Origin of the sequence: Sulfitobacter noctilucae (assembly GCF_000622365.1) — a bacterium.
Lineage (GTDB): Bacteria > Pseudomonadota > Alphaproteobacteria > Rhodobacterales > Rhodobacteraceae > Sulfitobacter > Sulfitobacter noctilucae.
The window spans coordinates 12,715-35,973 of record NZ_JASC01000001.1; the positions used below are offsets into that span (position 1 = coordinate 12,715).

General features: G+C 58.9%; 21 protein-coding genes and 1 tRNA gene. 9 read left to right on the forward strand and 13 right to left on the reverse strand.

The window, feature by feature from the left end:
* Positions 1-120 precede the first annotated feature (120 nt).
* Both Z945_RS0100075 and ykgO read left to right on the forward strand, forming a co-directional pair.
* Positions 121-195: transfer RNA gene (locus Z945_RS0100075), tRNA-Val, on the forward strand.
* Between the two features lie 113 nt (positions 196-308).
* Positions 309-434, forward strand: coding sequence for a type B 50S ribosomal protein L36 (gene ykgO / locus Z945_RS20560; RefSeq protein ID WP_005850168.1), 126 nt, complete (start codon positions 309-311; stop codon positions 432-434).
* 77 nt (positions 435-511) lie between these two features.
* Here ykgO and Z945_RS19155 read toward each other — a convergent pair whose 3' ends face one another.
* Complete coding sequence (locus Z945_RS19155; RefSeq protein ID WP_052862579.1) at positions 512-1,189, reverse strand: hypothetical protein; 678 nt, start codon at positions 1,187-1,189, stop codon at positions 512-514.
* A gap of 154 nt (positions 1,190-1,343) precedes the next feature.
* Here Z945_RS19155 and yghU point away from each other — a divergent pair, with 154 nt between their 5' ends.
* Positions 1,344-2,222 carry a glutathione-dependent disulfide-bond oxidoreductase gene (yghU, locus tag Z945_RS0100090; RefSeq protein ID WP_025050087.1) on the forward strand — a complete coding sequence of 293 codons (879 nt, stop codon included), beginning with the start codon at positions 1,344-1,346 and terminating at the stop codon, positions 2,220-2,222.
* 30 nt (positions 2,223-2,252) lie between these two features.
* On the opposite strand, the gene Z945_RS0100095 is transcribed toward yghU, so the two are convergent.
* The 9 genes from Z945_RS0100095 to Z945_RS0100135 all read right to left on the reverse strand — a co-directional run bounded on the left by Z945_RS0100095 (position 2,253) and on the right by Z945_RS0100135 (position 12,906).
* Complete coding sequence (locus tag Z945_RS0100095; RefSeq protein WP_025050088.1) at positions 2,253-3,917, reverse strand: ABC transporter permease; 1,665 nt, start codon at positions 3,915-3,917, stop codon at positions 2,253-2,255.
* Between the two features lie 195 nt (positions 3,918-4,112).
* The gene (locus Z945_RS0100100) at positions 4,113-5,288 is read right to left on the reverse strand and encodes a phenylacetate--CoA ligase family protein (RefSeq protein WP_025050089.1); all 1,176 of its coding nucleotides are present in this window, start codon (positions 5,286-5,288) and stop codon (positions 4,113-4,115) included.
* A 55-nt stretch (positions 5,289-5,343) separates the two neighbouring features.
* Positions 5,344-6,180, reverse strand: coding sequence for an ABC transporter ATP-binding protein (locus Z945_RS0100105; RefSeq protein WP_025050090.1), 837 nt, complete (start codon positions 6,178-6,180; stop codon positions 5,344-5,346).
* Positions 6,181-6,297: 117 nt separating this feature from the next.
* Positions 6,298-7,581: an ABC transporter substrate-binding protein gene (locus Z945_RS0100110; protein WP_025050091.1), complete on the reverse strand. Its 1,284-nt coding sequence runs from the start codon at positions 7,579-7,581 to the stop codon at positions 6,298-6,300.
* Positions 7,582-7,654: 73 nt separating this feature from the next.
* A complete protein-coding gene (locus Z945_RS0100115) occupies positions 7,655-8,767 on the reverse strand; it encodes a branched-chain amino acid ABC transporter permease (protein WP_025050092.1) in 1,113 nt (370 codons plus the stop codon).
* Positions 8,768-8,980 (reverse strand): hypothetical protein, encoded by a 213-nt coding sequence (locus Z945_RS0100120; RefSeq protein WP_152540991.1) that lies wholly within the window; start codon positions 8,978-8,980, stop codon positions 8,768-8,770.
* Positions 8,967-9,974 carry a branched-chain amino acid ABC transporter permease gene (locus Z945_RS0100125; RefSeq protein WP_025050094.1) on the reverse strand — a complete coding sequence of 336 codons (1,008 nt, stop codon included), beginning with the start codon at positions 9,972-9,974 and terminating at the stop codon, positions 8,967-8,969. Before Z945_RS0100125 ends, Z945_RS0100120 begins: the two co-directional genes overlap by 14 nt.
* A gap of 18 nt (positions 9,975-9,992) precedes the next feature.
* Positions 9,993-10,811 carry an ABC transporter ATP-binding protein gene (locus Z945_RS0100130; RefSeq protein WP_025050095.1) on the reverse strand — a complete coding sequence of 273 codons (819 nt, stop codon included), beginning with the start codon at positions 10,809-10,811 and terminating at the stop codon, positions 9,993-9,995.
* A 121-nt stretch (positions 10,812-10,932) separates the two neighbouring features.
* Entirely contained in the window at positions 10,933-12,906 is a 1,974-nt protein-coding gene (locus Z945_RS0100135) for an AMP-binding protein (protein WP_025050096.1), read from the reverse strand.
* 208 nt (positions 12,907-13,114) lie between these two features.
* Here Z945_RS0100135 and Z945_RS0100140 point away from each other — a divergent pair, with 208 nt between their 5' ends.
* Genes Z945_RS0100140 through Z945_RS0100150 form a run of 3 tightly spaced genes read left to right on the forward strand, consistent with a single transcriptional unit; the run spans position 13,115 to position 16,196 of the window.
* On the forward strand, positions 13,115-15,025 hold the full coding sequence (locus Z945_RS0100140) for a PAS-domain containing protein (protein WP_025050097.1): 1,911 nt from the start codon (positions 13,115-13,117) through the stop codon (positions 15,023-15,025).
* Positions 15,022-15,723 carry a response regulator transcription factor gene (locus Z945_RS0100145; protein WP_025050098.1) on the forward strand — a complete coding sequence of 234 codons (702 nt, stop codon included), beginning with the start codon at positions 15,022-15,024 and terminating at the stop codon, positions 15,721-15,723. The genes Z945_RS0100140 and Z945_RS0100145 overlap by 4 nt, the downstream gene beginning before the upstream one ends.
* Entirely contained in the window at positions 15,714-16,196 is a 483-nt protein-coding gene (locus Z945_RS0100150) for a GNAT family N-acetyltransferase (RefSeq protein WP_025050099.1), read from the forward strand. Before Z945_RS0100145 ends, Z945_RS0100150 begins: the two co-directional genes overlap by 10 nt.
* On the opposite strand, the gene Z945_RS0100155 is transcribed toward Z945_RS0100150, so the two are convergent.
* The 3 genes from Z945_RS0100155 to fdhF all read right to left on the reverse strand — a co-directional run bounded on the left by Z945_RS0100155 (position 16,159) and on the right by fdhF (position 20,706).
* On the reverse strand, positions 16,159-17,376 hold the full coding sequence (locus Z945_RS0100155) for a Zn-dependent hydrolase (protein ID WP_025050100.1): 1,218 nt from the start codon (positions 17,374-17,376) through the stop codon (positions 16,159-16,161). The genes Z945_RS0100150 and Z945_RS0100155 overlap by 38 nt on opposite strands.
* A gap of 82 nt (positions 17,377-17,458) precedes the next feature.
* Positions 17,459-17,812: a PRC-barrel domain-containing protein gene (locus Z945_RS19160; RefSeq protein ID WP_025050101.1), complete on the reverse strand. Its 354-nt coding sequence runs from the start codon at positions 17,810-17,812 to the stop codon at positions 17,459-17,461.
* 125 nt (positions 17,813-17,937) lie between these two features.
* Positions 17,938-20,706: a formate dehydrogenase subunit alpha gene (gene fdhF, locus Z945_RS0100165; RefSeq protein WP_025050102.1), complete on the reverse strand. Its 2,769-nt coding sequence runs from the start codon at positions 20,704-20,706 to the stop codon at positions 17,938-17,940.
* A gap of 206 nt (positions 20,707-20,912) precedes the next feature.
* On the opposite strand from fdhF, the gene Z945_RS0100170 reads away from it, so the two are divergent.
* The 3 genes from Z945_RS0100170 to Z945_RS0100180 are packed head-to-tail and all read left to right on the forward strand — an operon-like array spanning position 20,913 to position 23,259.
* Positions 20,913-21,566, forward strand: a complete 654-nt coding sequence (locus Z945_RS0100170; protein ID WP_025050103.1) for a histidine phosphatase family protein — start codon at positions 20,913-20,915, stop codon at positions 21,564-21,566.
* Between the two features lie 14 nt (positions 21,567-21,580).
* Positions 21,581-22,198: a glutathione S-transferase family protein gene (locus Z945_RS0100175; protein ID WP_025050104.1), complete on the forward strand. Its 618-nt coding sequence runs from the start codon at positions 21,581-21,583 to the stop codon at positions 22,196-22,198.
* On the forward strand, positions 22,195-23,259 hold the full coding sequence (locus tag Z945_RS0100180; RefSeq protein WP_025050105.1) for a saccharopine dehydrogenase: 1,065 nt from the start codon (positions 22,195-22,197) through the stop codon (positions 23,257-23,259). Before Z945_RS0100175 ends, Z945_RS0100180 begins: the two co-directional genes overlap by 4 nt.

The following is a 23,259-nucleotide window of genomic DNA, read 5'->3' on the forward strand; positions in this document are numbered from 1 at the left end:
AGTTCACATCAATGCCAAAAGCCCCTTGATCACCTTCGCGACTCCTTTTATAGCAGCCCGACAGGCGCGGACTTTCGCGCCCCATTTTTGTTTGGGGCCCGGGAAAAAGCGTTACAAAGTGGGTGATTAGCTCAGCGGTAGAGCACTTCGTTGACATCGAAGGGGTCACTGGTTCGATCCCAGTATCGCCCACCATGATATTCACTGTCCCCTCGGCCCCTGTAAATAGGGCCACGGGGCTAACCGTAACCCGGCGCTGGTCCTTGTCTTTATTGATAAGGCGGGGCCAAGACAGGAAGGATAAGAACATGAAAGTTCGCAATTCGCTCCGCTCGCTCAAAAACCGGCACCGTGATTGCCGCGTTGTGCGTCGCAAGGGCCGCGTTTACGTTATCAACAAAACGCAGCGCCGGTTCAAAGCCCGCCAGGGCTGAACCGCCGCGCTACGGCGATGTTCAGAAAAAGGCTGCCTTCCGGGCGGCCTTTTTTATTGCGCGACGGTCGTTTGACCTCAGCAGGCTCTCGGGCGAAGATCATATTGCGGCACCCGACGCAGGAGGTCGGGGCTCTCTGACGAGTCGGGCTGCACCAGAGGATCGGGGATAAAGCGGTCTTCCAAGTCCTCTAATGCAGTGTTTAACTGCACATCAGGATCGACCACCGGGCCACGCGATGTGTAACGCGGCACCTCCAAGGCAAAGGTCTGGCACAGGTTAAGCGGTAGAACGCGTGCCTTTGCCATTTCGGTATCGGCCAGATCCCTGAGATCCACGATATGCCCGCCTTTCGTCGTCGAATTGCGCAGCTTGAAGGTCAGCGCCTCTGGCAGATCAATGAACCGTGTCCGATCCCCCGGCCCGAATAGCGCCGCCTCTCCTTGCCAATCAGCGCCATAGGCGAACCGCAGGTCGAAAGTGCCAGGCGGAACCAGCACCCGAAAGAACCGCCCCCCTTTGATATAAGCGGCCAGCGCCGGTTCGCGCGTCTTCTGATCGCGCAGCATCAGGTAGAAATCCGATCCGACCGGGGTGCGTACCTGAAGGGGAAAGACAGCCGGCAGGCCCGTACGGTGCCACATCAAACCGTGACGTGCTTTGGGAACCTCCTGTGCTGATACGGGGATGGGCAAAGCATTGAAGGTAAGTATGCTCACACAAATCACGATAGATCGCAGAATTCCGCGCATCATTTTGCTTCCCTTTCCATTGCGTCAAACCCCTGCAAAAACTGTCACAGTTTCGTATCAAGACTAAATAGCGCTGGAAGTCAGAGGGCAACAGCTCCACCTTAGGATCAAGCCGCAGGGTGGGGGCATCCCACAACTGCACTGCAAAGGAAGAAGAATGACCGACAAGACCGACTATACACCGCCCGCCGTTTGGACATGGGATACTGAATCTGGCGGTAAATTCGCCTCTATCAACCGCCCCATTGCGGGTCCGACCCATGACAAAGAATTGCCCGTGGGCAAGCATCCTTTGCAGCTTTACTCGCTGGCCACACCTAACGGAGTGAAGGTAACAGTCTTGCTGGAGGAGCTCCTGGCGGCGGGCCACAGTGGTGCGGAATATGATGCCTGGATCATCAACATCGGTGAAGGCGCGCAGTTCGGATCAGGTTTTGTCGGGGCGAACCCCAATTCAAAAATTCCCGCGCTGATGGATCATTCCGGCGACAGCCCACAGCGGGTGTTCGAATCCGGTGCCATCATGCTGCACTTGGCCGAGAAATTCGGAGCTTTCCTGCCGAGCGACCCCTCTGACCGGACCGAAGCCATGAGCTGGCTGTTCTGGCAGATGGGTAGCGCACCCTATCTGGGCGGTGGGTTTGGCCACTTCTATGCCTACGCCCCCGAGAAATTCGAATACCCGATCAACCGCTTCGCAATGGAAACCAAACGCCAGCTTGACGTGCTGGACCGTCAATTGGATGGCAAGGATTGGCTCGCGGGCGAATACTCCATCGCGGATATGGCGATTTGGGCGTGGTATGGCCAGTTGGTGCTGGGTCGGCTCTATTCGGCGGCCGAATTCCTTGATGTGGCGTCCTACAAAAATGTGGTGCGTTGGGCCGAGGCGATCGACGCCCGCCCTGCCGTCACACGCGGTCGCATGGTCAACCGTGCCTTTGGCGATGACCTGTCTATGCAGCTGCGCGAACGCCACGATGCGTCGGACTTCGAGACCAAAACCCAAGACAAGCTTGAAGAAAACGCAAGCTGACAGAGGCCGGGGCGCAGCAAAGTCTGCGCCCTACCTGTTCTGCCCAACCTGACGGCAAATCAGGATCACTGGCAGCAGCCCCATCGCCACGATCACCAGCGACGGCACCGCCGCCCCATCAAGCCGTTCGTCGCTGGCCAGTCGGTACGCCTGCACCGCAAGCGTGTCGAAATTGAACGGCCGCATGATCAACGTTGCAGGCAGTTCCTTCATCACATCGACGAAAACGATCAACAAGGCCGTCAACAAGGACGGCGCCAGAATTGGCAAATGCACCCGACGCAATGTGCCCACCGGGGTCTGCCCCAAGGACCGCGCGGCAGCATCCATATTCGCATGCACCATCGCCTGCCCGCCCTCATAGGCCCCCAACGCTGCCGCCAAAAACCGCACCATATAGGCCGCGATCAGCAACCAGATCGAACCGGTGATCAGCAAGCCGGTTGAAATATCAAAGGTGTCGCGCATCCATGCATCCAGCGCATTGTCCAAGGCCGCGAAGGGCACCAACAGGCCCACGGCGATCACGCCACCCGGTACCGCATAGCCCAGCCGCGCCACATAGCCCGCCCCGCGCGGCAGCCGCCCGGATCTCAGCCGCTGGTAAAATCCGATCGCGACCGCCGCCGTTACAGTCACCGCGGCGGCGATCCCAGCCAGTGTCAGCGAATTGCGGATGAAGCCCAGATAACGCGGGCTCAGCAGGTTCTGCTCTGATCCGAGACCCATATTGAACAGGACAATGACCGGTAGGATCGCGCCAAACACCACAGGCAATCCACAAGCCAGCATCGCCAAGGCCGCCTGCCCCCTACTTAGGTTCACCGGCGGCATCCGCGGTGCCTGCCGCGCCGGATCATGGTATTTCGCCTTGCCGCGCTGTATCCGCTCCAGCATCGCCAGCAACAATGCAAAGCTAAGAAGGCAGAGCGCCAACTGTGCGGCACCGGCCCTGTCGAACATTGAAAACCATGCGGTGTAGATGCCCGTGGCAAAAGTCTGGACACCGAAATAGGCAACCGTACCGAAATCGGCGATGGTCTCCATCACCGCGAGCAATACTCCTCCGGCAATCGCAGGACGCGCCAGCGGCAGGCTGACCTGAAAGAACGCCCGCCATGCGCTTTTGCCCAAGGCGCGCGCGGCCAAAAAGGTCGTCCCGCTTTGCTGCAAAAACGCCGCACGGGCCAGCAGGTAGACATATGGATAAAGCACCAGCGTCAGCATCAATGCCGCCCCGCCCAGCGACCGGATGTCAGGGAACCAATAATCGCGCGGCCCCCAGCCTGTCACCGCCCGCAAAGTCGTTTGCACAATACCCGGATGGTCCAGCAGGGAGGTATAGGCATAGGCCAGAACATAAGCCGGAAAAGCCAGCGGCAGCACCAACGCTACCTCAAGCCAGCGCACACCGGGAAAACGGGTCATCGTCACCAGCCAAGCGGTGCCCACGCCAACCATGAACGTCCCGGCAGAGACCAGGAGCACCAGCGCCAGAGTGGTGCGGGTATATTCACCAAGGACCGTGTCAATCAGATGCCGGATCGTCTCTGTGCCCCCGCTCACCGCGGCGATCATCACGGCAATCATCGGCAAGGCGCAGACCGCAGCGGCGAGCACTGCCATGCCAGACAACACCCGCAAACCGCTCAGGCCGCGCCGCCGATTGTCGATAGATGCTGTCCCTGTGGTCATATCTCTATTTCGACTAAATCAGTCAGAATTACCAGAGAGCAATCCGCCCGCTGCGGCACCACGTCACGCGAGAGGCGGTAAGGTGATCGCGGGAAGGATGATCCTACACCACCTCAGCAATTTCTATCTATGGTTTCGTGTCGCCAAAGATCATCGACAGCCCAAATAGGAATCAGGAATAGTGTGATGCCGCCCTTAATCGTAGCTGCGCTGATCCTCGATAACCAACCCGTCTTTGGGAAGGCTTCCGGGTTCTACGATCACAACCTTGCCCTTGAGCTTGAGCAAGTCAGCAACCGACTGGCCATAGTGATCTGCATCCCCGCCTGCACTTTCGATGTGCACGGTCATGACGTCCTGCTCGCCTGCGCGCGTTGCGATCACGCGGGCCTTGGTCACCTCGTCATGATGTGCGACCAAAGCGGCCACCTGTTCGGGGCGCACAAACATGCCCTTGATCTTGGTCGTCTGGTCCGCACGGCCCATCCAGCCCTTGATCCGCGCATTGGTCCGGCCGCAGGGGGACATGCCCGGCATGATCGCCGACATATCTCCCGTGGCAAACCGGATCAGCGGGTAATCGAAATTCAGTGTCGTGACGATCACCTCACCAACCTCACCCTCGGCCACCGGATCGCCTGTGCCGGGGGTCACAATCTCGACGATCACACCTTCATCGAGGATCATCCCCTCCATTGCGGCACTTTCATAGGCGATGTTGCCGACGTCCGCTGTCGCGTAGCACTGCAAACAGGAAATTCCGCGATCGACATAATACTGACGCAGCGACGGAAAGAGCGCACCACCGCCTACGGCAGCCTTGGTGATGCCGAGCGTCACCCCCATCTCGTCCGCTTTTTCTAGAATGATCTTGAGGTAATCCGGCGTGCCGGCATAGGCCGTTGTGCCCACATCCCGCGCGGCCGTGACCTGTAGTTCGGTCTGGCCGACACCCGCAGGCAGCACTTTGGCACCCACGGCACGGGCGCCGCTTTCAAACATGTGGCCCGCCGGCGTCAGATGATAGCCAAAGCAGTTCTGCACAGTATCTTCCGCGCCTAGACCCGCAGCATGCAGAAACCGCCCCATGCGAAACCAGTCCGGTCCGCTGCCACCGGGTTCATAGATCGGGCCGGGGGATTGAAACACATGGCTGATGTTCTGCACCTTGATCCCACCAAAAGGCGGCTGGACTTTCTGCGCGGCAGTCAGGTCAGATTTGCGTAGGACCGGCAGTTGGGAAAGCTCCTCGAGACTGCCGAGCGCCTTTATGCCAGCATGCGCCAGTTGCGCGTTCAGCGCGTCAAGTTGCGCTGCCGCACGGGCGTCTGCACTGCGTGTTTCAAGGTCGTCGAAATAGGGATCAGCCATGGCTATTCTCATCTTGGAAATTATGTGCTGCACAACGGGGCTCAGCCCGCCACCATCAGGAAAGCCAGCGTTTGCGCCGCCGATAAGAGCGCACATCGCGGAACGACTTGCGCCCTTCGTCCGACATCCCCAGATAGAATTCTTTCACATCCTGATTTTCGCGCAGGTCGGCGGCCGGGCCGTCCATCACAACGCGACCGCTTTCCAGAATATAGCCATAGTGGGCAAACCGAAGTGCCACGTTCGTATTCTGCTCGGCCAAAAGAAAGGTCACGCCTTCCTTCTCGTTAATCGTCTTCACGATATCGAAAATCTGTTCAACCAGCTGCGGGGCCAACCCCATGCTTGGCTCATCCAGCAAAATCGTTTCGGGCTTTGACATCAGCGCACGGCCCACGGCACACATTTGCTGCTCCCCGCCCGAGGTATAGCCCGCCTGCGATTTGCGCCGCTCGCGCAGGCGCGGGAAATATTCATAGACCATCTCGAGGTCTGCCGCGATGGCCCCTTTGCCATCGGCGCGGGTATAGGCACCGGTCATGAGGTTTTCCTCGACCGTGAGGTGCTCAAAGCAGTGGCGGCCCTCCATCACCTGCACGACACCTTTTTTCACGGTTTCGGCCGGGTCCGCATGGGCGATATCCAAACCGCGATACTTGATGGATCCTTTGGTCACTTCGCCGCGCTCGGACGCGAGCAACCCCGAAATCGCCTTGAGCGTCGTGGTCTTGCCCGCACCATTGCCACCCAGCAGCGCTGTGATGCCGCCCTTGGGGACGTTCAGGCTCACGCCTTTCAGCACGAGGATCACGTGATTGTAGATCACCTCGATGTTGTTCACCTCAAGGACGTTTTCCACCTGAGTGGGTGTTTGCGTCGCGTCGTCCAGCATTCCATCTGCTCCCGTCATCCCGAACCTGATCCGGGTTCTCTGGCGTTATGGCGCGCGCCCTCAAATGGGGCGCGCGCCCGTGGCATCTATGTCCCGAATATCAATCCGGGGGTCGGATTAACCGCAGTTGTCTTCGATGTTGTTCTCCGACGCATATGCTGCGGAATCCTCATCGATCAGCGGCTGGACGATATCCTGATCAGACTGGACAAAATCGCTGATCAGTTTCCATTCCTTGGCTTCAGCGTCCCACTGCGTCATCGCAGCAAAGCCGTTGCCGCCGTGGTTTTCGCACGAAACCTTAAACTCGGGACCGAAGTTGGGCAGACCAAGGTTCGCCATCTTCTCTTCGGTGATCTCGAGCGCTTCCATGCCATCGCGCATTTGCGAGGGTGTGATATCCGAAACGCCGTGGATTTCCTGTGCCGTCCGCGCGGCTTCGGCCACAAGCATCGCAGCATAGATGCCGCGGTTGTAAATGACCGTGCCGGCCTGATCGCCTGCTCCGGCACTCTTGCCCGCGTCGAACACATGCTCTTTCAGATCGTCATAAAGCGGATAATCGCTGCCGACGTTGTGAAAGGTCAGCGCCTTGTAGCCATCCGCGCCAGCGCCCGCCGCCAGAACGTCATTTTCCGAGCCCGACCACCAGATGCCGATGAACTTGTCCATCGGGAACCGGATGTTGACTGCTTCCTGAACCGCAACCTGGTTCATAACGCCCCAGCCGTACATGATTACGTAGTCCGGCTTGTCCCGGCGGATCTGCAGCCACTGCGATTTCTGCTCCTGACCGGGGTGATCGACAGGCACTTCCTTGAACTCGAAACCGTGCTTTTTAGACAGCTCGGTCAGCGTGCGGATCGGCTCCTTGCCATAGGCAGAGTTGTGATACACGAGCGCGATTTTCTTGCCGCTCAGATCGCCACCTTCCTCGTCCAGGATGTGCTTGATCGCAACCGATGCGCCGTCCCAATAGTTCGCAGGAAAGTTGAACACATGGCTGAATACTTTGCCGTTCTTGGCTGAGGTGCGGCCCAGACCGGATGTCAGCATCGGAATGTCATCTGCCGTAACCTTGGGGATCAGCTGATAGGTGATACCGGTGGACAGTGGCTGATAAACCAACCCGCCGCCGCCTTTCAGCGACTCGTAGCATTCTACACCCTTTTCGGTGTTATACGCGGTTTCGCATTCGGGAACCTGAATCATCTCGCCGCCGATGCCGCCATCACGCTCGTTCAGAAGGGTGAAGTAATCCGCATAGCCGTCAGCAAACGGGATACCACCCGCCGCATAAGGTCCGGTGCGATAGCTAAGCGATGGGAATACGAGATCCGCCATGACGGGGCCTGCCGCCATCAGGCCTGCAACGGCCAGTGTACCTAGTTTATATTTCATCGGTGTTTCCTCCCTTGGATTTTATCCGATTGGTCTTGCACGGGGTTTGCCCCGCTTTTTGTCGTGGTCCGCCCTAGTGAGGGAAGGGCCACAATCTCAATTTCTCTTTCGCCACGCGCCACAACTGCGCGATCCCGTGCGGTTCCGCGATCAGGAAGATCACGATCAGCCCGCCGACAATCACGAGGTTCAGGTGCGCCACGATATCCGTCGGCCAGCCCAGCCAGTCGACCCCGACCACCTTCAAAGCGACTGGCAAAACAACCAGAAACGCCGCACCGGCAAAGGAGCCAAAGATGCTGCCCAGCCCGCCGATGATGATCATAAAGAGCACAAGAAACGACTTCTGAATGCCAAAGGCTTCGCCCACTTCGACAGCGCCCAGGTAAACCGAGAAGAACAGCGCACCTGAAATGCCGACAAAAAAGGAACTGACCGCAAAGGCCGTCAGCTTGGCCCGCAGGGGGTTCACGCCGATGATCTCGGCCGCAATGTCCATGTCGCGGATCGCCATCCATTTACGACCGGACGCGCCCCGCGTCATGTTCCGCGCAATTACCGCACAGACGATCGTAAAGAACAGACAGAACAGATAGGTCGCCCATGGCTCTGTGCTTGGTCCCGTGATCAGCACCCCGAGCATATCCCGCTCGGGCGCGTTGATCTGACCAGAGGCGGAGTAGTTATAGAACCACGCCACACGGTTGAAGAGCCACACAAGGAAGAACTGCGCCGCCAGTGTCGCCACAGCCAGATAGAACCCTTTGATGCGCAAGCTTGGCAGACCGAACAGGACACCGACAAGCGCGGTCATCACCCCGCCCATAATGACACTGAAAAAGATGTTGAATTCCGGCAACCGGAACAGCAGCTCGCCGCTCCACCAGATGTCCACACCGGTCATGAACTTGTAGCAGCTATAGGCACCTACCGCCATAAATCCGCCCGTGCCAAGGCTGACCTGCCCGCAGTACCCAACCAGAATATTCAGCCCCAGCGCCGCAATCGCGTAGATCAGAAACGGCAACAACAACGAGTTGGCCCAATAGTCATTGATCACAAAGGGAATGACCACAATCGCGATGAACAACACCACATAATAGCGATACCGGTCGAATTTGATCGGAAAGGTCTGTTGATCGTCAGCATAGGTCGTACTGAAATCGCCTGCTTCACGGTAGAACATTCAGCAATCCTTCCCAAAAAGTCTTTTTATCATCGGTGAGTTTACGAGCATACCAAGCGTAAAGCCCGCGAGGAGCGCAATGATTACCGGATATCCGGTATCTTTTGTGATGCTGGTCCAAAGCAGAAAACCATTTGTCAGCGTCAGGATCACCCAGAGCCAACCATCATGAAGGCGTTCGTTGTACGTCATTGTTTCTTTAAACACGCTCAATGATCTTCTCCCCGAACAACCCCTGAGGTCGGAACACCAGAAACAAGAGCGCTAGCATGTAGGCGAACCAGTTTTCCGTCGCACCGCCGAGGTACGGCGCACCGATCAGAAACTCGAACAGCTTCTCCCCCACGCCGATAATCAGACCACCCACGATGGCACCCGGGATGGAGGTGAACCCACCCAGCATCAGCACCGGCAGTGCTTTCAACGCAATCAGCGACAGCGAGAACTGCACGCCCGATTTCGCGCCCCACATGATCCCTGCGACCAAGGCTACAAACCCCGCAAGTGACCACACCAACACCCAGATAAAGTTCAGCGACACACCAACCGACAAAGCCGCCTGATGGTCATCCGCCACTGCCCGCATGGCACGGCCCTGCTTGGTGTACTGCGCAAAGATCACCAGCCCGATCACAAGGATTGCGGCCACGATGGAGGCAACGATATCGAGATTATCGATAAAGAACCCGTAGCCCAGCGCTTCATAGGTCGTACCTTCGAGCCAGACGTTCATCCCTTGCGGAAGGCAGTTGCCCTCGGACGCGCAAACGTTCAGCGCCTTCAATTCGGACCCCCACATCAGGTCCGCGACGCCTTCGAGAAAGTAGGCCAGACCGATGGTTGCCATGAACAGGATGATCGGCTCCTGCCCGACCAGATGTTTGAACACAAACTGCTGCACAGCCCAGGCCAACGCGATCATCACCACCACCGTCAGCAGGATCGCGGCAAAGCTGTGCACCGACCAGCCAAAGTGGTGCACTTCCGTGCCAAATATCGCGTTGATCAGATGGGCAAACGGCACCTGTCCGTTCTGGATCCCCACCAGTGTCATCGCCGCAAAAAGCGCCATAACGCCCTGCGCGTAGTTAAAGATGCCCGACGCCTTGTAAATCAGAACAAAGCCCAAAGCGACCAGCGCATAAAGCACCCCCGCCATCAGCCCGTTTGCAAAGACCTCAATGGTAAAAGCCAGCTGCTCATTCATGTCCGCGCTCCCTCAAACTCAGTCATGTGCGACCCCCAGATAGGCGTCGATCACCGCCTGATTGTTGCGCACCTCGGACGGTGTGCCGTCGCCGATTTTTTTGCCGTAATCCATCACAACCACCCGGTCGCTCAGGTCCATGACCACGCCCATGTCATGCTCGATCAGCGCGATGGTTGTGCCGAACTCATCGTTCACATCCAGAATAAAGCGGCTCATGTCCTCTTTTTCCTCGACGTTCATCCCCGCCATCGGTTCGTCCAAAAGCAGGATCGACGGTTCCGCCGCCAGGGCCCGCGCCAGCTCGACGCGTTTTTTCAATCCGTAAGGCAGCCGCGCGACAGGTGTCTTCCGAATCGCCTGAATTTCCAGAAAGTCGATGATTTTCTCTGCAACTTCGCGGTTCTCAACTTCTTCCCGCTCGGCAGCACCTTTCCAGAAAGACTGTGCTAAAAGCCCGGTCTTCATATGGGTCAACCGGCCCGTCATCACGTTGTCCAAAACACTCATGCCCTCGAACAGGGCGATGTTCTGAAAGGTCCGCGCGATCCCCTGCTGCGCCACCTGAAACGGCTTCATCGGCGGGCGGCGGGAGCCCTTGTACCAGACCTCCCCCTCCTGCGGGATATAGAACCCCGAAATCACATTCAGCATCGATGATTTGCCAGCACCGTTCGGCCCGATGATCGCGCGGATCTCCCCCTGCCGGATATCAAAGGAGATGTCCTTGATCGCCTCGACCCCGCCAAACCGCAGGGTGATGTTCTTCATTTCCATGACAACAGGGCCGATGGTCCGGCCGTCCGCGGTCACATAGCTGTCAGCAGTGTCTTTCACGCGCTAACCCCTTCACCCTTTTTAAAAATACCCGACACACCGCCACCAACAGGCGCGCGGCCCATAGTGCTCACCGAACGGGAGGGCGGGCGGGGCGTCGTCGAAAACGCGCGTCGCGCCGTCATTCCGCTGCCAACTTTGTCGGTGTCACGGCCTGCACCGCCGCGTCGCGGACTTCCAGCGTCGCTTTGATGCTGCCTTTGCGCCCGTCTTCATAAGTCACTTCGGTCTCCGTGCTGACGGACTTCGACCCGTCATAAAGCGCCGTAATGATGTCGTCGTACTTCTCTTCGATGATCCGGCGGCGTACTTTGCGTGTCCGCGTCAACTCCCCGTCGTCTGCATCGAGTTCCTTGTGCAGCACAACAAAGCGGTGCACCTGGCATCCCGACAGCATCTCATCCTCGGCCACGCTCGCGTTCACGGCTTCAACATGGCTCTGGATCGTGTCCATCACCTGCGGATGCCGCGCCAGCTCTTGATAACTCGCATAGCCGATGTTGTTGCGCTCGGCCCAGTTTCCCACCGCCGTCAGGTCGATGTTGATGAAGGCTGTGCATTCATCCTTCTCGTTCCCGAAAACAACAGCTTCGAGGATATTCGGAAAGAACTTCAACTTGTTCTCGACGTATTTCGGCGCAAAGAGCGATCCATCCGCCATTTTGCCCACGTCCTTGGCCCGGTCGATGATGCGCAGATGGCCGGTGCCTTCTTCAATAAAGCCCGCATCGCCGGTCGCAACCCAGCCCTCGGCGTCCTTGGTGTCCCTGGTGCTTTCGGGGTTCTTGTAATACTCCACAAATACCCCGGGCGACCGGTAGAATACCTCGCCGTTCTCCGCGATTTTCAGCTCCACACCCGGACAGGTTACGCCAACCGTGTCGCTGCGCACTTCGCCATCGGGCTGCGCCGTAATAAACACTGTCGCTTCGGTTTGGCCGTACAACTGTTTAAGGTTGATGCCCAATGACCGATAGAAATCAAAAATCTCGGGACCGATCGCCTCACCGGCGGTATAGCCCACGCGCACGCGGCTGAAGCCCAGCGTGTTCTTGAGCGGCCCATAGACAAACGCCTCGCCCAGCTTGTACTTGAACCGGTCCCACTGGCTGACTGGTTTGCCATCCAGAATGGCCGGACCAACCTTGCGTGCATGGGCCATAAAGGTATCAAACAGCCACTTTTTCATGCGACTGGCGTCTTCCATGCGGATCATCACGCTGGTCAACTGCGTCTCGAACACGCGTGGCGGAGCAAAATAATAGGTCGGCCCGATCTCGCGCAGGTCGACGTGCATCGTGTCGGCGCTCTCGGGGCAGTTGGTACAAAAGCCCGTCCACATCGCCTGACCCACGGAAAAGATGAAATCACCCACCCAAGCCATCGGCAGATAGGCCAGAATGTCATCACTCTGGCGCAGGTTGTCGAATTCGGACGACGATTTTGCGGTCTCGATGATGTTGCGGTTGGACAGGACCACGCCCTTCGGCTTGCCGGTGGTCCCAGAGGTGTAAAGCATCACCCCCGTGCTGTCATAATCCAGCTTGGCCTGACGCGCTTCCAGCTCTTTGATGTGTTTGTCGCGGAACTGGCGGCCCAGCTCTTGCACGTTGGAATACTGCTTCATCGCCGCGTGGTCGTATTTGCGTAGGCCGCGTGGATCGAGATAGATCATCTGCTGGAATTCCGGCAGCTGGTCCTGAACGTCCAGAATTTTATCGACCTGCTCCTGATCGCCCACAATGGCAAAGCGTGCGCCACAGTGGTTCATCACATAGGCCATCTCTTCGGCGTTTGCGTCCTGATAAAGCGGCACCGGAACCGCGCCGCACATTTCGGCGGCCATCATTGCCCAATAGAGGTACGGCCGGTTGCGTCCGATCACGGAAACGAAGTCGCCTTCGTTGATGCCCATTTCCATGAGGCCCAGCGCCAGCGCTTCGACCTCATCGCGGGTTTGCGCCCAGGTCCAGCTTTGCCAAATGCCATATTCTTTCTCGCGATACGCCGGCGCGTTCGCAAACTGAGTGGCGTTACGATGCAAAAGCGCCGGTACGGACTGCGGTCCGTCGGCGCGCACGAGTGGCGTGGCCAAAGTTATTCCTCCCTAACCTGCCATTTTGCGGCAGGACCGATCGCGTGTTTCACGATTCTCACACCCTAAGAGTGCTGAACGCAGGCTGGACGTCAACTTTTTCTTGAAGTTTTCACAATCCTTACGAATTGTAACAAGCCTTGCTCAACTGCGGCGAGGCTTTGCGCAGGTCGTTAACTGGTGCTAGCGGTAAATCCGGAGGGGACCGATGGACATCACGGATGAACAGGCCAAGGCCATGACCAGCGCAGGTCTGAACCTGATTGCGCAGGCCCTGACCATTTATGATGAGCAACTGAAACTGGTGGTCTGCAACGCCCCTTTCCAACATATGTTCAGCTTGCCTGACAGGCTCGTCACGCCGGGGGCCACATTCCAAGAGACCATTCACCATCTGGCAACCCGTGGCGAATACGGGCCAGTGGATGACATCGACAGCTTTGTCACCGAACGCATCAATCAGGCGCTGGCCTTTGCGCCGCATTATATGGAACGCACCCGTGCCAATGGCCACACCATCAGTGTCGAAGGGTCCCCCCTGCCCCAAGGCGGGTGGGTTACGGTTTATACGGACATCACCGCGACCAAAGCGCAGGAAAAGCTGCTGCATGCCCGGTCCGATGCGCTGTCGGATCAGGTACTGGCCCATGCAGAGCAGCTGTCTGCCACCAACCGCGAGCGTGCGGCAATGATCACCACGCTGGAAGAGACGAAACGCCAACTGACCGAAAGCGAAGCCCGCACGCGGCTGACCACCGAGATGCTGCCCGCGCATATTGCCCATGTGAACGCGGCGGGGCGCTATACCTTTTCCAACCAGCGCTTGCCTCACATCATGCCCGGGCGGCCCACAACGATTGTGGGCCTGTATATTGCCGACGCGTTGGGCGCTTTTGCCTATGACAGGATCAAACCCGCGCTGGACCGCGCCTATGGGGGTGCCCCGGCCGTCACCGAGTTCACCGATGATACAACGGCCCGACGCATCCGTGCGGCTTTTACCCCTGATGGACAAAACGGTGTCTATATTCTGTCCACTGACATCACCGAGGAAACACAGACCCGTGTCGCCTTACAGCAAACCCGCAAGCGCGAGCTGGCCGCCCAGGTGATCTCAGGGCTGGCGCATGATTTCTCCAACCTGCTGACCATCATTCTGGGCATGCAATCGCGGCTCGCGCGGCAATCCGACCTCGCGCCCGAGGCGCAAAAGCTGATCGAAGGCACATTGGCCGCAGCCCGGCGCGGCGGCGCACTTCTCAGTTCGATTGCCAACCTGACAGGTCCGCGCACGCTGCGGCCCGAGGCGACCGATCCTGCGCAGCTTCTGGCGGACCTCACCACGCTGGCCAAGCCCACGTTGCCCGCCGGTATCACCCTAAGCACTGACAACCAGATGCCGGACGCCCCCGTACTGCTCGACAAAGGCCGCCTGACCGATTGTTTATTGAACCTGATCCTGAACGCACGCGACGCATGCGGCGCTGCGGGGCGCATCCATATCGCCCTGCGCCATGTGCATGATACATGGATCGAATGGTCGGTGACCGACGATGGCCCGGGGTTTTCAGCCTCGGCACTGGAGCAGGGGATCGACCCGTTTTTTACCACCAAAGGCAGCGAAGGCAGCGGGCTGGGTCTGTCCATGGTCTATGACTTGACCAAATCCGCTGGCGGCGATCTGCGCCTGCGGAATAGCGCGGAGGGTGGCGCAACTGTGGTCCTGCGTCTGCCCTACCGTATGGCGCTACCCGATACGGCGGGCCTTGTGCTGCTGGTTGAAGACGACGGCGACATCCGGGCCAACGTGCGCGACATGCTTATGGCGCTGGGCCATTCGGTGATCGAAGCAACCAGCGCCGATGAAGCCAGCGCTTTGCTGGCCGATCTTCCCGACATTGCGCTCGTTTTGTCCGATATCCAGCTGGTGGGCGAGGGCACCGGCCTTGATCTGGCCGACCGCATTTCCGGCCAAACGCCGCTGGTCCTGATGACGTCCCTACCGACCGATCATGCTCTTTATCTTGCCGCTCAACAGGTCGCCCCGGTGCTGCGCAAACCCTTTGACACCACCGATCTGACCGCCCTGATTGCGCCTCATAAGGTTGCCGCACAATGACCCGCCCTTTGGTCACCATTCTGGACGATGAACCCGAAATCCGCACGCTGCTGGCCGATGTGCTGGAGGAAGCGGGTTTTGAAACACTCAGCTTTGGCCGCGCCCGCGCGTTCGAGGCGGCACTGGCCAAACGCACCCCCGATGTCTGCCTTGTCGATCTGAGCCTGCCCGATACCGACGGGCTGACGCTTGTGCACCGTCTGGCGCTTGAGCAAGGCGCGGTTGTCATCATCATTTCGGGCCGCGCACAGGTGCAGGACCGCGTGACCGGACTGGAACTTGGTGCTGATGACTACATCATCAAACCTTTTGATCCGGCTGAGGTCGTCGCCCGTATTCGCGCCCGCCTGCGCAAGCCCAAGTCAACCAGCGGCGGCAGTGACGTTGCCCATTTTGCGGGCTGGCAAGCCCATTTCGATCGCTACATTCTGTCGGATGACGCCGGTGTCGAAGTGCCCTTTTCCCATGCAGAAAGTGAAGTCCTGCGGCTGTTCCTGGAAAGCCCGAAACGCCTGATCAGCCGCGCCCAAATGCAGGAAAGCCTTGGTGGTGCAGCCTCCGAAAGTTTTGACCGGGCGATGGACGTGCGCATCTCGCGCCTGCGCACGAAACTGCGCGAAGACCCCAAGAACCCCCAACTGATCAAAACGATATACGGTGCCGGCTATATCTTTTTGGGCGATGTAACGTGGCACTAACACTGCGGCGGCTTGGCCCTGATGATACCGCCCTTGCCGATGCGCTGGCGCTGATCCGCACGAGCTTTGCCTATATGGACGGCGTGATTGACCCACCTTCATCCATGCATTCGCTGACGCTGGATGCCTTGCGTGATCTGGCCGAAACACAGGAAATCTGGACCTTCGGCTCGCCACTCATTGCTTGCGCCATTTTCACCGTCAAAGCCAATTTGCTCACTGTCGGTAAACTCGCCGTCGCGCCGCAGGCCCGCGGCACCGGCCTCGCCCGCCAATTACTGACGCAGGCCAATGCGCGAGCTTACACACATGGACTGAGCAGAATAGAGCTGCAAAGCCGCGTCGAGCTGACCGGCAATCATGCCGCCTTTACCCGACTAGGCTTTCGCGAAGTGGCCCGCACCACCCATCCGGGCTTCGACCGGCCGACTTCTATCACTTTCCAGCGAAAGACGACTCCGCCAGCGCCTTGACCGCATGCTCCAACACCCGCACACCAGCGACCAGATCATCTTCGCGCGTATCCTCTTCAAACGCATGGCTGATGCCGCCGATCGAGGGCACAAAAAGCATCGCCACGGGCATCAGGCGCGATACATTCGTCGCATCATGCAACGCGCCAGAGGGCATCTTGCGCCAGTTCCCCGGTGCCACGGCCTCCGCGCCCTGCTGCAGCGCGCTGCGCAGGTCAGCATCCATCGCAACAGGCTCCAGCCCCAAAAGCGGCCCGCAAGAAGGTGTCATCCCCTGTGTCTCAGCCACCTCTGCTGCCGTCTCGCGGATGATCTCTTCCATCCGCCCCAAGCGCGCAGCATCGCCATCGCGCCACTGCATTGAAAACACCGCCCGCCCCGGCACGATGGAAGACGCATTGGGGTGCAAACTGAGATGTCCGATGGTCCAAACTGTGCTTGGGGTCACTACATTGCGAAACCGGTCATTCAGCGCGGTGTTAAAGGCTGATACCGCCTGAAACGCATCGCGCCGCAGATGCATCGGTGTGGTGCCTGCGTGATTCTGCTGACCCTCAAAGGTCATCTTCATATCCCGAATTCCGACGATATCCGTCACCACCCCGATCTGTTCACCACTGATGTCCAGGGTCGGCCCCTGCTCGATATGTAATTCTACAAAGCCTGTGAACTGCGCCGGATCCACCTCTCCCGTGACCATATCTGCTATCGCCTGTCGCGCCTTAGCGAGTGTAACGCCCGCATGATCCACAAGCGCATCCGCATCATCCAGCGCCAGATGCCCGGACCAAACCGCCGATCCTGTGGTGACGCCAAAACGTCCCTCCTCGTCCTGAAAGGACACTACCGATACCACCGGTCCGCCAGCCTCACGGGCCGCCCGCGCCACTTCAAGCGCCGCAATGACGCCCAGCGCCCCGTCAAGCCATCCTCCCTCTGGCTGGCTGTCCGAGTGTGAGCCCATCAAAAGCGATGGCCCTTCCGCCAAACCAAAGACATTGCCCATCGGGTCAATCTCGACCCGCAGGCCAGCCTCAGTAAACCGATCTGCCAGCCATTTCCGCGCCGCCACGTCAGCATCCGAGTACGCAGGCCGCACTACGCCTTTGCCGATACCGGCCGCCCCGAAAGACCGAAGTTGATGCAGATCCGTAAGAAACCGTTGAGGATCAGTTTGCATGACACACCTTCAAAAAAATTTAGGCGCAGCATCACTGCCACGCCTGAGTTTGTCCATGCCGCGTTAATGCGGATTGTGACGATCAATCATCCCAGCGCGGCAAATTCTCCAGTTGGTCCTGAGTCATCTTCGAGACATAGGCACCGCCGGCAAACTCGAAAGCGTCAATCGGCACAATCGCTTCGTCAGAGCCGATACCCAGCAAGCCGCCGATTTCGACAACATAGGCGACGGGCATGCCATCCCCATCAATCAGCACATCTTCGACTTCGCCGATCTTTTCGCCGGCGGCGTCATGGACTTCCATGTCATCAAGGGCCCGCAGGTAGTTTCCGTCCTGCCGCTGCGCATCTTTACTCTCTACCGGGTTCTTTGTGTCCTCGGCAAAAGCGGCACCACCCATAAGGGCAACAATCAGACTGGTTCGGATAAGCATGAGGTTTCCTTTCGTGTTCTACATTCACGTTAAAACACGAAAGCGGCGGTATCGGTTCCAACCGATGACTCGGCGCACCGCAGTGAAAGGCAAGCGCAGTCCTGCCGTGATCTTTCGACAGCAGGTTACTCTGCCGCAACCCTGTCCGACACCGCTTCGACCTTCACTGCGGAAAACTTGAACTCGGGGATCTTGCCGTAAGGGTCCACCGCCGGGTTCGTCAGGATATTCGCCGCCGCCTCTACATAGGCAAAAGGCAGGAAAACCATGTCAGGGCTAACGGCCCGATCTTCCCGCGCCATGATCTCAATCGATCCGCGTTTGGTGGTCAGGCGCACATGCTCCCCCGGTGCCACGCCCAACTTGCGCAGGGTAGAGGGATGCAACGAGCAGTTTGCCTCAGGTTCTACCGCATCCAGCACCGTGGCGCGGCGGGTCATGGACCCGGTGTGCCAATGTTCCAACTGTCGCCCTGTCGTGAGGATCATCGGATACTCGGCATCGGGCACATCATCCGGCGCAATGATCGAGGCTGGCGTGAACCGCGCCCGCCCATCGGGGCGTGGGAACCCGTCGGCAAAGACAATCGCTTGACCGGGATCGCTGGGCGACAGCGACGGATAGGTCACTGCGTTCTCGGCTTCAAGACGATCCCAGGTGATATTGTCCAGCGACTTCATGTTCAGCTTCATCTCGGCAAAGACATCCGCCGGGCTGGCATACTCCCACCCCAGACCCAGCCGCTTGGCCAGTTCCACCTCGATCCACCAATCCTCGCGCGCCTCCCCCGGTGGCGACACCGCAGGGCGACCCATCTGGACCTGACGATTGGTATTGGTCACCGTGCCCGACTTTTCAGCGAAAGCACTGGCGGGCAGGATCACATCGGCAAAATTCGCCGTTTCGGTGATGAAAATGTCCTGCACAACCAGATGATCCAGCTTGGCCAGCGCATCGCGGGCATGTTCCACATCCGGATCCGACATCGCAGGGTTTTCGCCTAAAATGTACATGCCACGAATGTCACCGTCGTGCACCGCGTCCATGATCTCGGTCACGGTCAGTCCCTTCTGCGCGGAGAAATCATTGGACTGCCAAACATCGGTAAAGGCCGATCGCACGCCATCATCCATCACCGACTGATAATCCGGCAAGAACATCGGGATCAGCCCCGCATCAGAGGCCCCTTGCACATTGTTCTGCCCCCGCAGCGGATGCAGCCCGGCACCGGGCCGCCCCACCTGCCCGGTCATTAAGGCAAGCGAGATCAGACAGCGCGCGTTGTCCGTGCCGTGGATATGCTGCGACACGCCCATGCCCCAGAAAATCATTCCCGCCTTCGCGCCGGCAAAGACCCGCGCCACATCGCGCAGCGTTTCGGCATCAATGCCGCAGACTTCGGCCATTTTCTCGGGCGTGAAATCCTGCAGATGCTCTTTCTCGGCCTCCCAGTTTTCTGTGTAGGCTTCGATATACTGCTGGTCGTACAGCCCCTCTTCGACGATCACATGCATGATCGCATTCAGCATAGACACGTCGGTGCCGGGCCGGAACTGCAGCATATGGCTGGCATAGCGCTTTAGTGCCTGCCCACGCGGGTCCATCACGATCAGCTTTCCACCGCGCTTGGTGAACTGCTTTAAGTAGGTGGCCGCGACAGGATGGTTTTCAATCGGGTTGCAGCCGATGGCAATCGCCACATCTGCATTTTCGATCTCGTTGAAGGTCGCGGTCACGGCCCCCGATCCGACGTTTTCCATCAAAGCCGCCACCGAGGAGGCATGGCAGAGCCGCGTGCAATGATCGACGTTGTTGTGACCAAAGCCCTGACGGATCATCTTTTGAAACAGATATGCTTCCTCGTTGGTGCATTTGGCCGAGCCGAAACCCGCCACACCCGTGCCGCCAATATCCTTCAATCCGCCTGCGGCGAAATCCAGCGCCTCGTCCCACGAGGCTTCGCGAAAGAAATCCTGCCAATTGTCAGGGTCCACATTCAGCCCCTTGGCCGGCGCATCCTCGCGCCGGATCAGCGGCTTGGTCAGGCGGTGATCATGGTGGATGTAATCAAAACCAAAGCGGCCTTTGACGCAGAGGCGCCCCTCATTCGCCGGACCATTGATCCCCTCGACATATTTGACCTTGTTGTCCTTCACCTTCAGCGAAATCTGACAGCCGACACCGCAGAACGGGCAAATGCTCTCTACCTCGCGGTCGAAATCCGCGCTGTCGCCCACCTGATCCGCATCCACCACGGTCGATGGCATCAAGGCCCCCGTGGGGCAGGCCTGAACACATTCACCGCAAGCCACGCAGGTGCTGTCGCCCATCGGGTCGGCCATATCGAACGTCGGCCAGGTATCATGCCCCCGCCCCGACATGCCGATCACATCGTTCACCTGCACCTCGCGGCAGGCCCGCACGCACAGACCGCATTGAATGCAGGCATCCAGATTGACGCTCATCGCCACATGGCTGTCGTCCAACAGCGGGATATGCCCCGCCTCCAGCTTGGGAAAGCGGCTGTCTGCCACATCATTCAACTCGGCCATGTCCCACAGGTGGCTCGACTTGTCATGAGAGACCTCATGCGCAGGCTGGTCCGCCATCAGCAGTTCGATCACCATCTTGCGCGCGCTCTCGGAGCGGGCATTGTCCGTGGTCACAACCATCCCTTCGCTCGGCTCGCGAATGCAGGAGGCCGCCAAAGTGCGCTCGCCCTCGATCTCGACCATGCAAGCCCGGCAATTGCCGTCGGGGCGATAACCCGGTGCGGGCTTGTGGCAAAGATGCGGGATCACCAGTCCGCGCCCATTGGCAACTTCCCAGATTGTCAGACCTGCCTCGGCCTCAACCTTTTCGCCGTTCAGCGTGAATGTGATCTTGTCGGCCATGACATCATCCTCCTGCACCTGCCTCACTTCTACCGATTTTGCAGGCAGCGCAGGAGTCCCAATCCCGACACACCACCCCGTTTTTACGCCAAGCGCGGTTTCCGATAGGCGACCCCCCTCCCTTCACCCTTTCAAAAATACCAAAGCGCATGCTTTCAACCGCCGCACCGCTCGCCTATCAAGGGGCCACGTCAACAGGAGCACCCATGTCCCACATCACTTTGATCCGCCACGGACAGGCGAATTCAACCGCCACGGACGAGCTGAGCTATGACAGGCTGAGCGAGCTGGGCCATACCCAGGCGGCGTGGCTCGGCCACCATCTGCGCGACAGTGGTACGCATCACACGCGGCTCTATACCGGGACGCTTCGACGCCATATCGAAACCGCTGAAGGCATGGACACCGGGCTTGAACCGGTCCGCGATGCGCGGCTGAACGAGCTTGAATACTTCACGCTTGCCAATTTGATGCAGGAACAGCACGGCATCAGTTTTCCATCCGAACAAGGTCAGTTTGCCCTGCATCTGCCCCAGGTATTTGACTACTGGCGGGCCGGTAAAATCGAAGGTACGCCCGAAAGCTGGGACAGTTTTCACGGCCGGGTCAGTGATGCGTTGCGCGAGATCAGTGATGGCAAGGGCCCCGCACTCGTAGTCACCTCCGGCGGGCTGATCTCTATGACCATGGCGCAAGCAATGCATCTGGACATCCCTGCGATGGCGCGGCTCGCACTGGCGATCATGCATACCTCGATGCACAGGCTCTTTCCCATCGGCGGACATTGGTCGCCGGTTTTGTTCAACGCGGTGCCGCACCTCGACAGACCGGATCGGCGTATCGCCCAAACCCATATTTGAAAGGCTGCCCCACCATGAAACTTCATTACGCCAAAGGTACAATTTCTATCGCCGTCGCCATCGCGCTGGAGGAGGCGGGCCTGGCCTATGAGGCCGTCAAAGTTGACTTTGCCAATGCCGAACAAACCAAAGCCGCCTATCTGACGCTGAACCCCAAAGGCCGTGTGCCGACGCTTGTTACCGACAGCGGCACTGCGCTGACCGAAACGGGCGCGCTTCTGGATTATGTCGCCACCCTTGCACCAGACGCGGGTCTTTTGCCCCCTGATCCCGTTGTCGCAGCGCATATGCGTGGAGTGATGTATTATCTCGCCTCGACCATGCATGTCGCCCATGCCCATAAGATGCGCGGCAGCCGCTGGGCCGACCAGTCCAGCAGCTTTGAAGACATGAAAGCTAAAGTGCCCGAAACCATGGCAGCATGTGCTGCATATGTGGCCTCGGACTGTTTGCATGGTGATTTCGTGACGGGCGACAGCCTGTCCATCGCCGATCCCTATCTCTTTGTGGTCTGCAATTGGCTTGCGGGCGATGGCGTCGACCCCGCAGACTATCCGCCTGTCGCCGCCTTCCTGAAAAGGATGGAAGCCCGCGACAGTGTGAAAGCCGTTCGTGCAAAGGGTATGTTATGACCGCCCCCCACCTTTGGGTTCGCGCCGAGCAGCGCGACAATGAAACCCGCGTCGGCATTACGCCTGACGGCGTTGCAACGCTGCTGGCTCAGGGCATGACCGTTACGGTTGAAGCTTCGGACAGCAGGGTGATCGCGACCGACGATTATGCGGCGACAGGCTGCAAAATTGCGCCCGCGCACAGTTGGCCAGATGCACCGCAAGACGCGATTATCTTTGGTTTGAAAGAGTTGCCCGACGACGGTACGCCGCTGGTCCACCAACACATCATGTTTGGCCACGCCTACAAGGGCCAGGCTGCGGGGCAAATCCTTTTGCAGCGGTTCAAGGCGGGCGGTGGCTCGCTGCTCGACCTGGAATATCTGGTTGATGACACGGGACGCCGGGTTGCGGCCTTTGGCTATTGGGCCGGTTTTGCCGGTGCTGCTGTGGCCCTCATGTGCTGGGCCGCGCAGCAAAAGGGCGGAATCGCACAGGGCATTGCGCCCTACGCAGATGCCAATGCGCTTAAGGATGATCTCAGGGCCCGACTTGATGCAACAAAAGCGGCGCGGCCTTCGGCGCTGATCATCGGCGCTTTGGGGCGTGTTGGCACGGGGGCATCGGACCTATGCCAAGCGATGACAGTCCCGGTCACCGGCTGGGACATGGAGGAGACTGCAAGCGGCGGGCCTTTCACCGAAATCCTGATGCATGACATTTTTCTGAACTGCATTCTGGCCGGACCGAAAACACCGGTGTTTGTCCCGAAATCAGCTTTGACCGAAACGCGCAAACTATCGGTCGTCGGCGATATTGCCTGCGATCCCGACAGCGCGTTCAACCCTGTGCCGGTCTATGACCGCGCGACCACCTGGGCGGCACCCGCGCTGCGCGTACACGATACGCCCCCGCTGGATGTTATGGCGATCGACAACCTGCCATCCATGCTGCCGTTGGAAAGCTCGCAAGACTATGCGGCGCAGCTTTTGCCAAGCCTGCGTTGTCTAGCGGAGGACGAAACCGGGGTCTGGGCGCGCGCGCGGGCTATGTTTGACACCCATCGCGCCGCGCTGGACTGA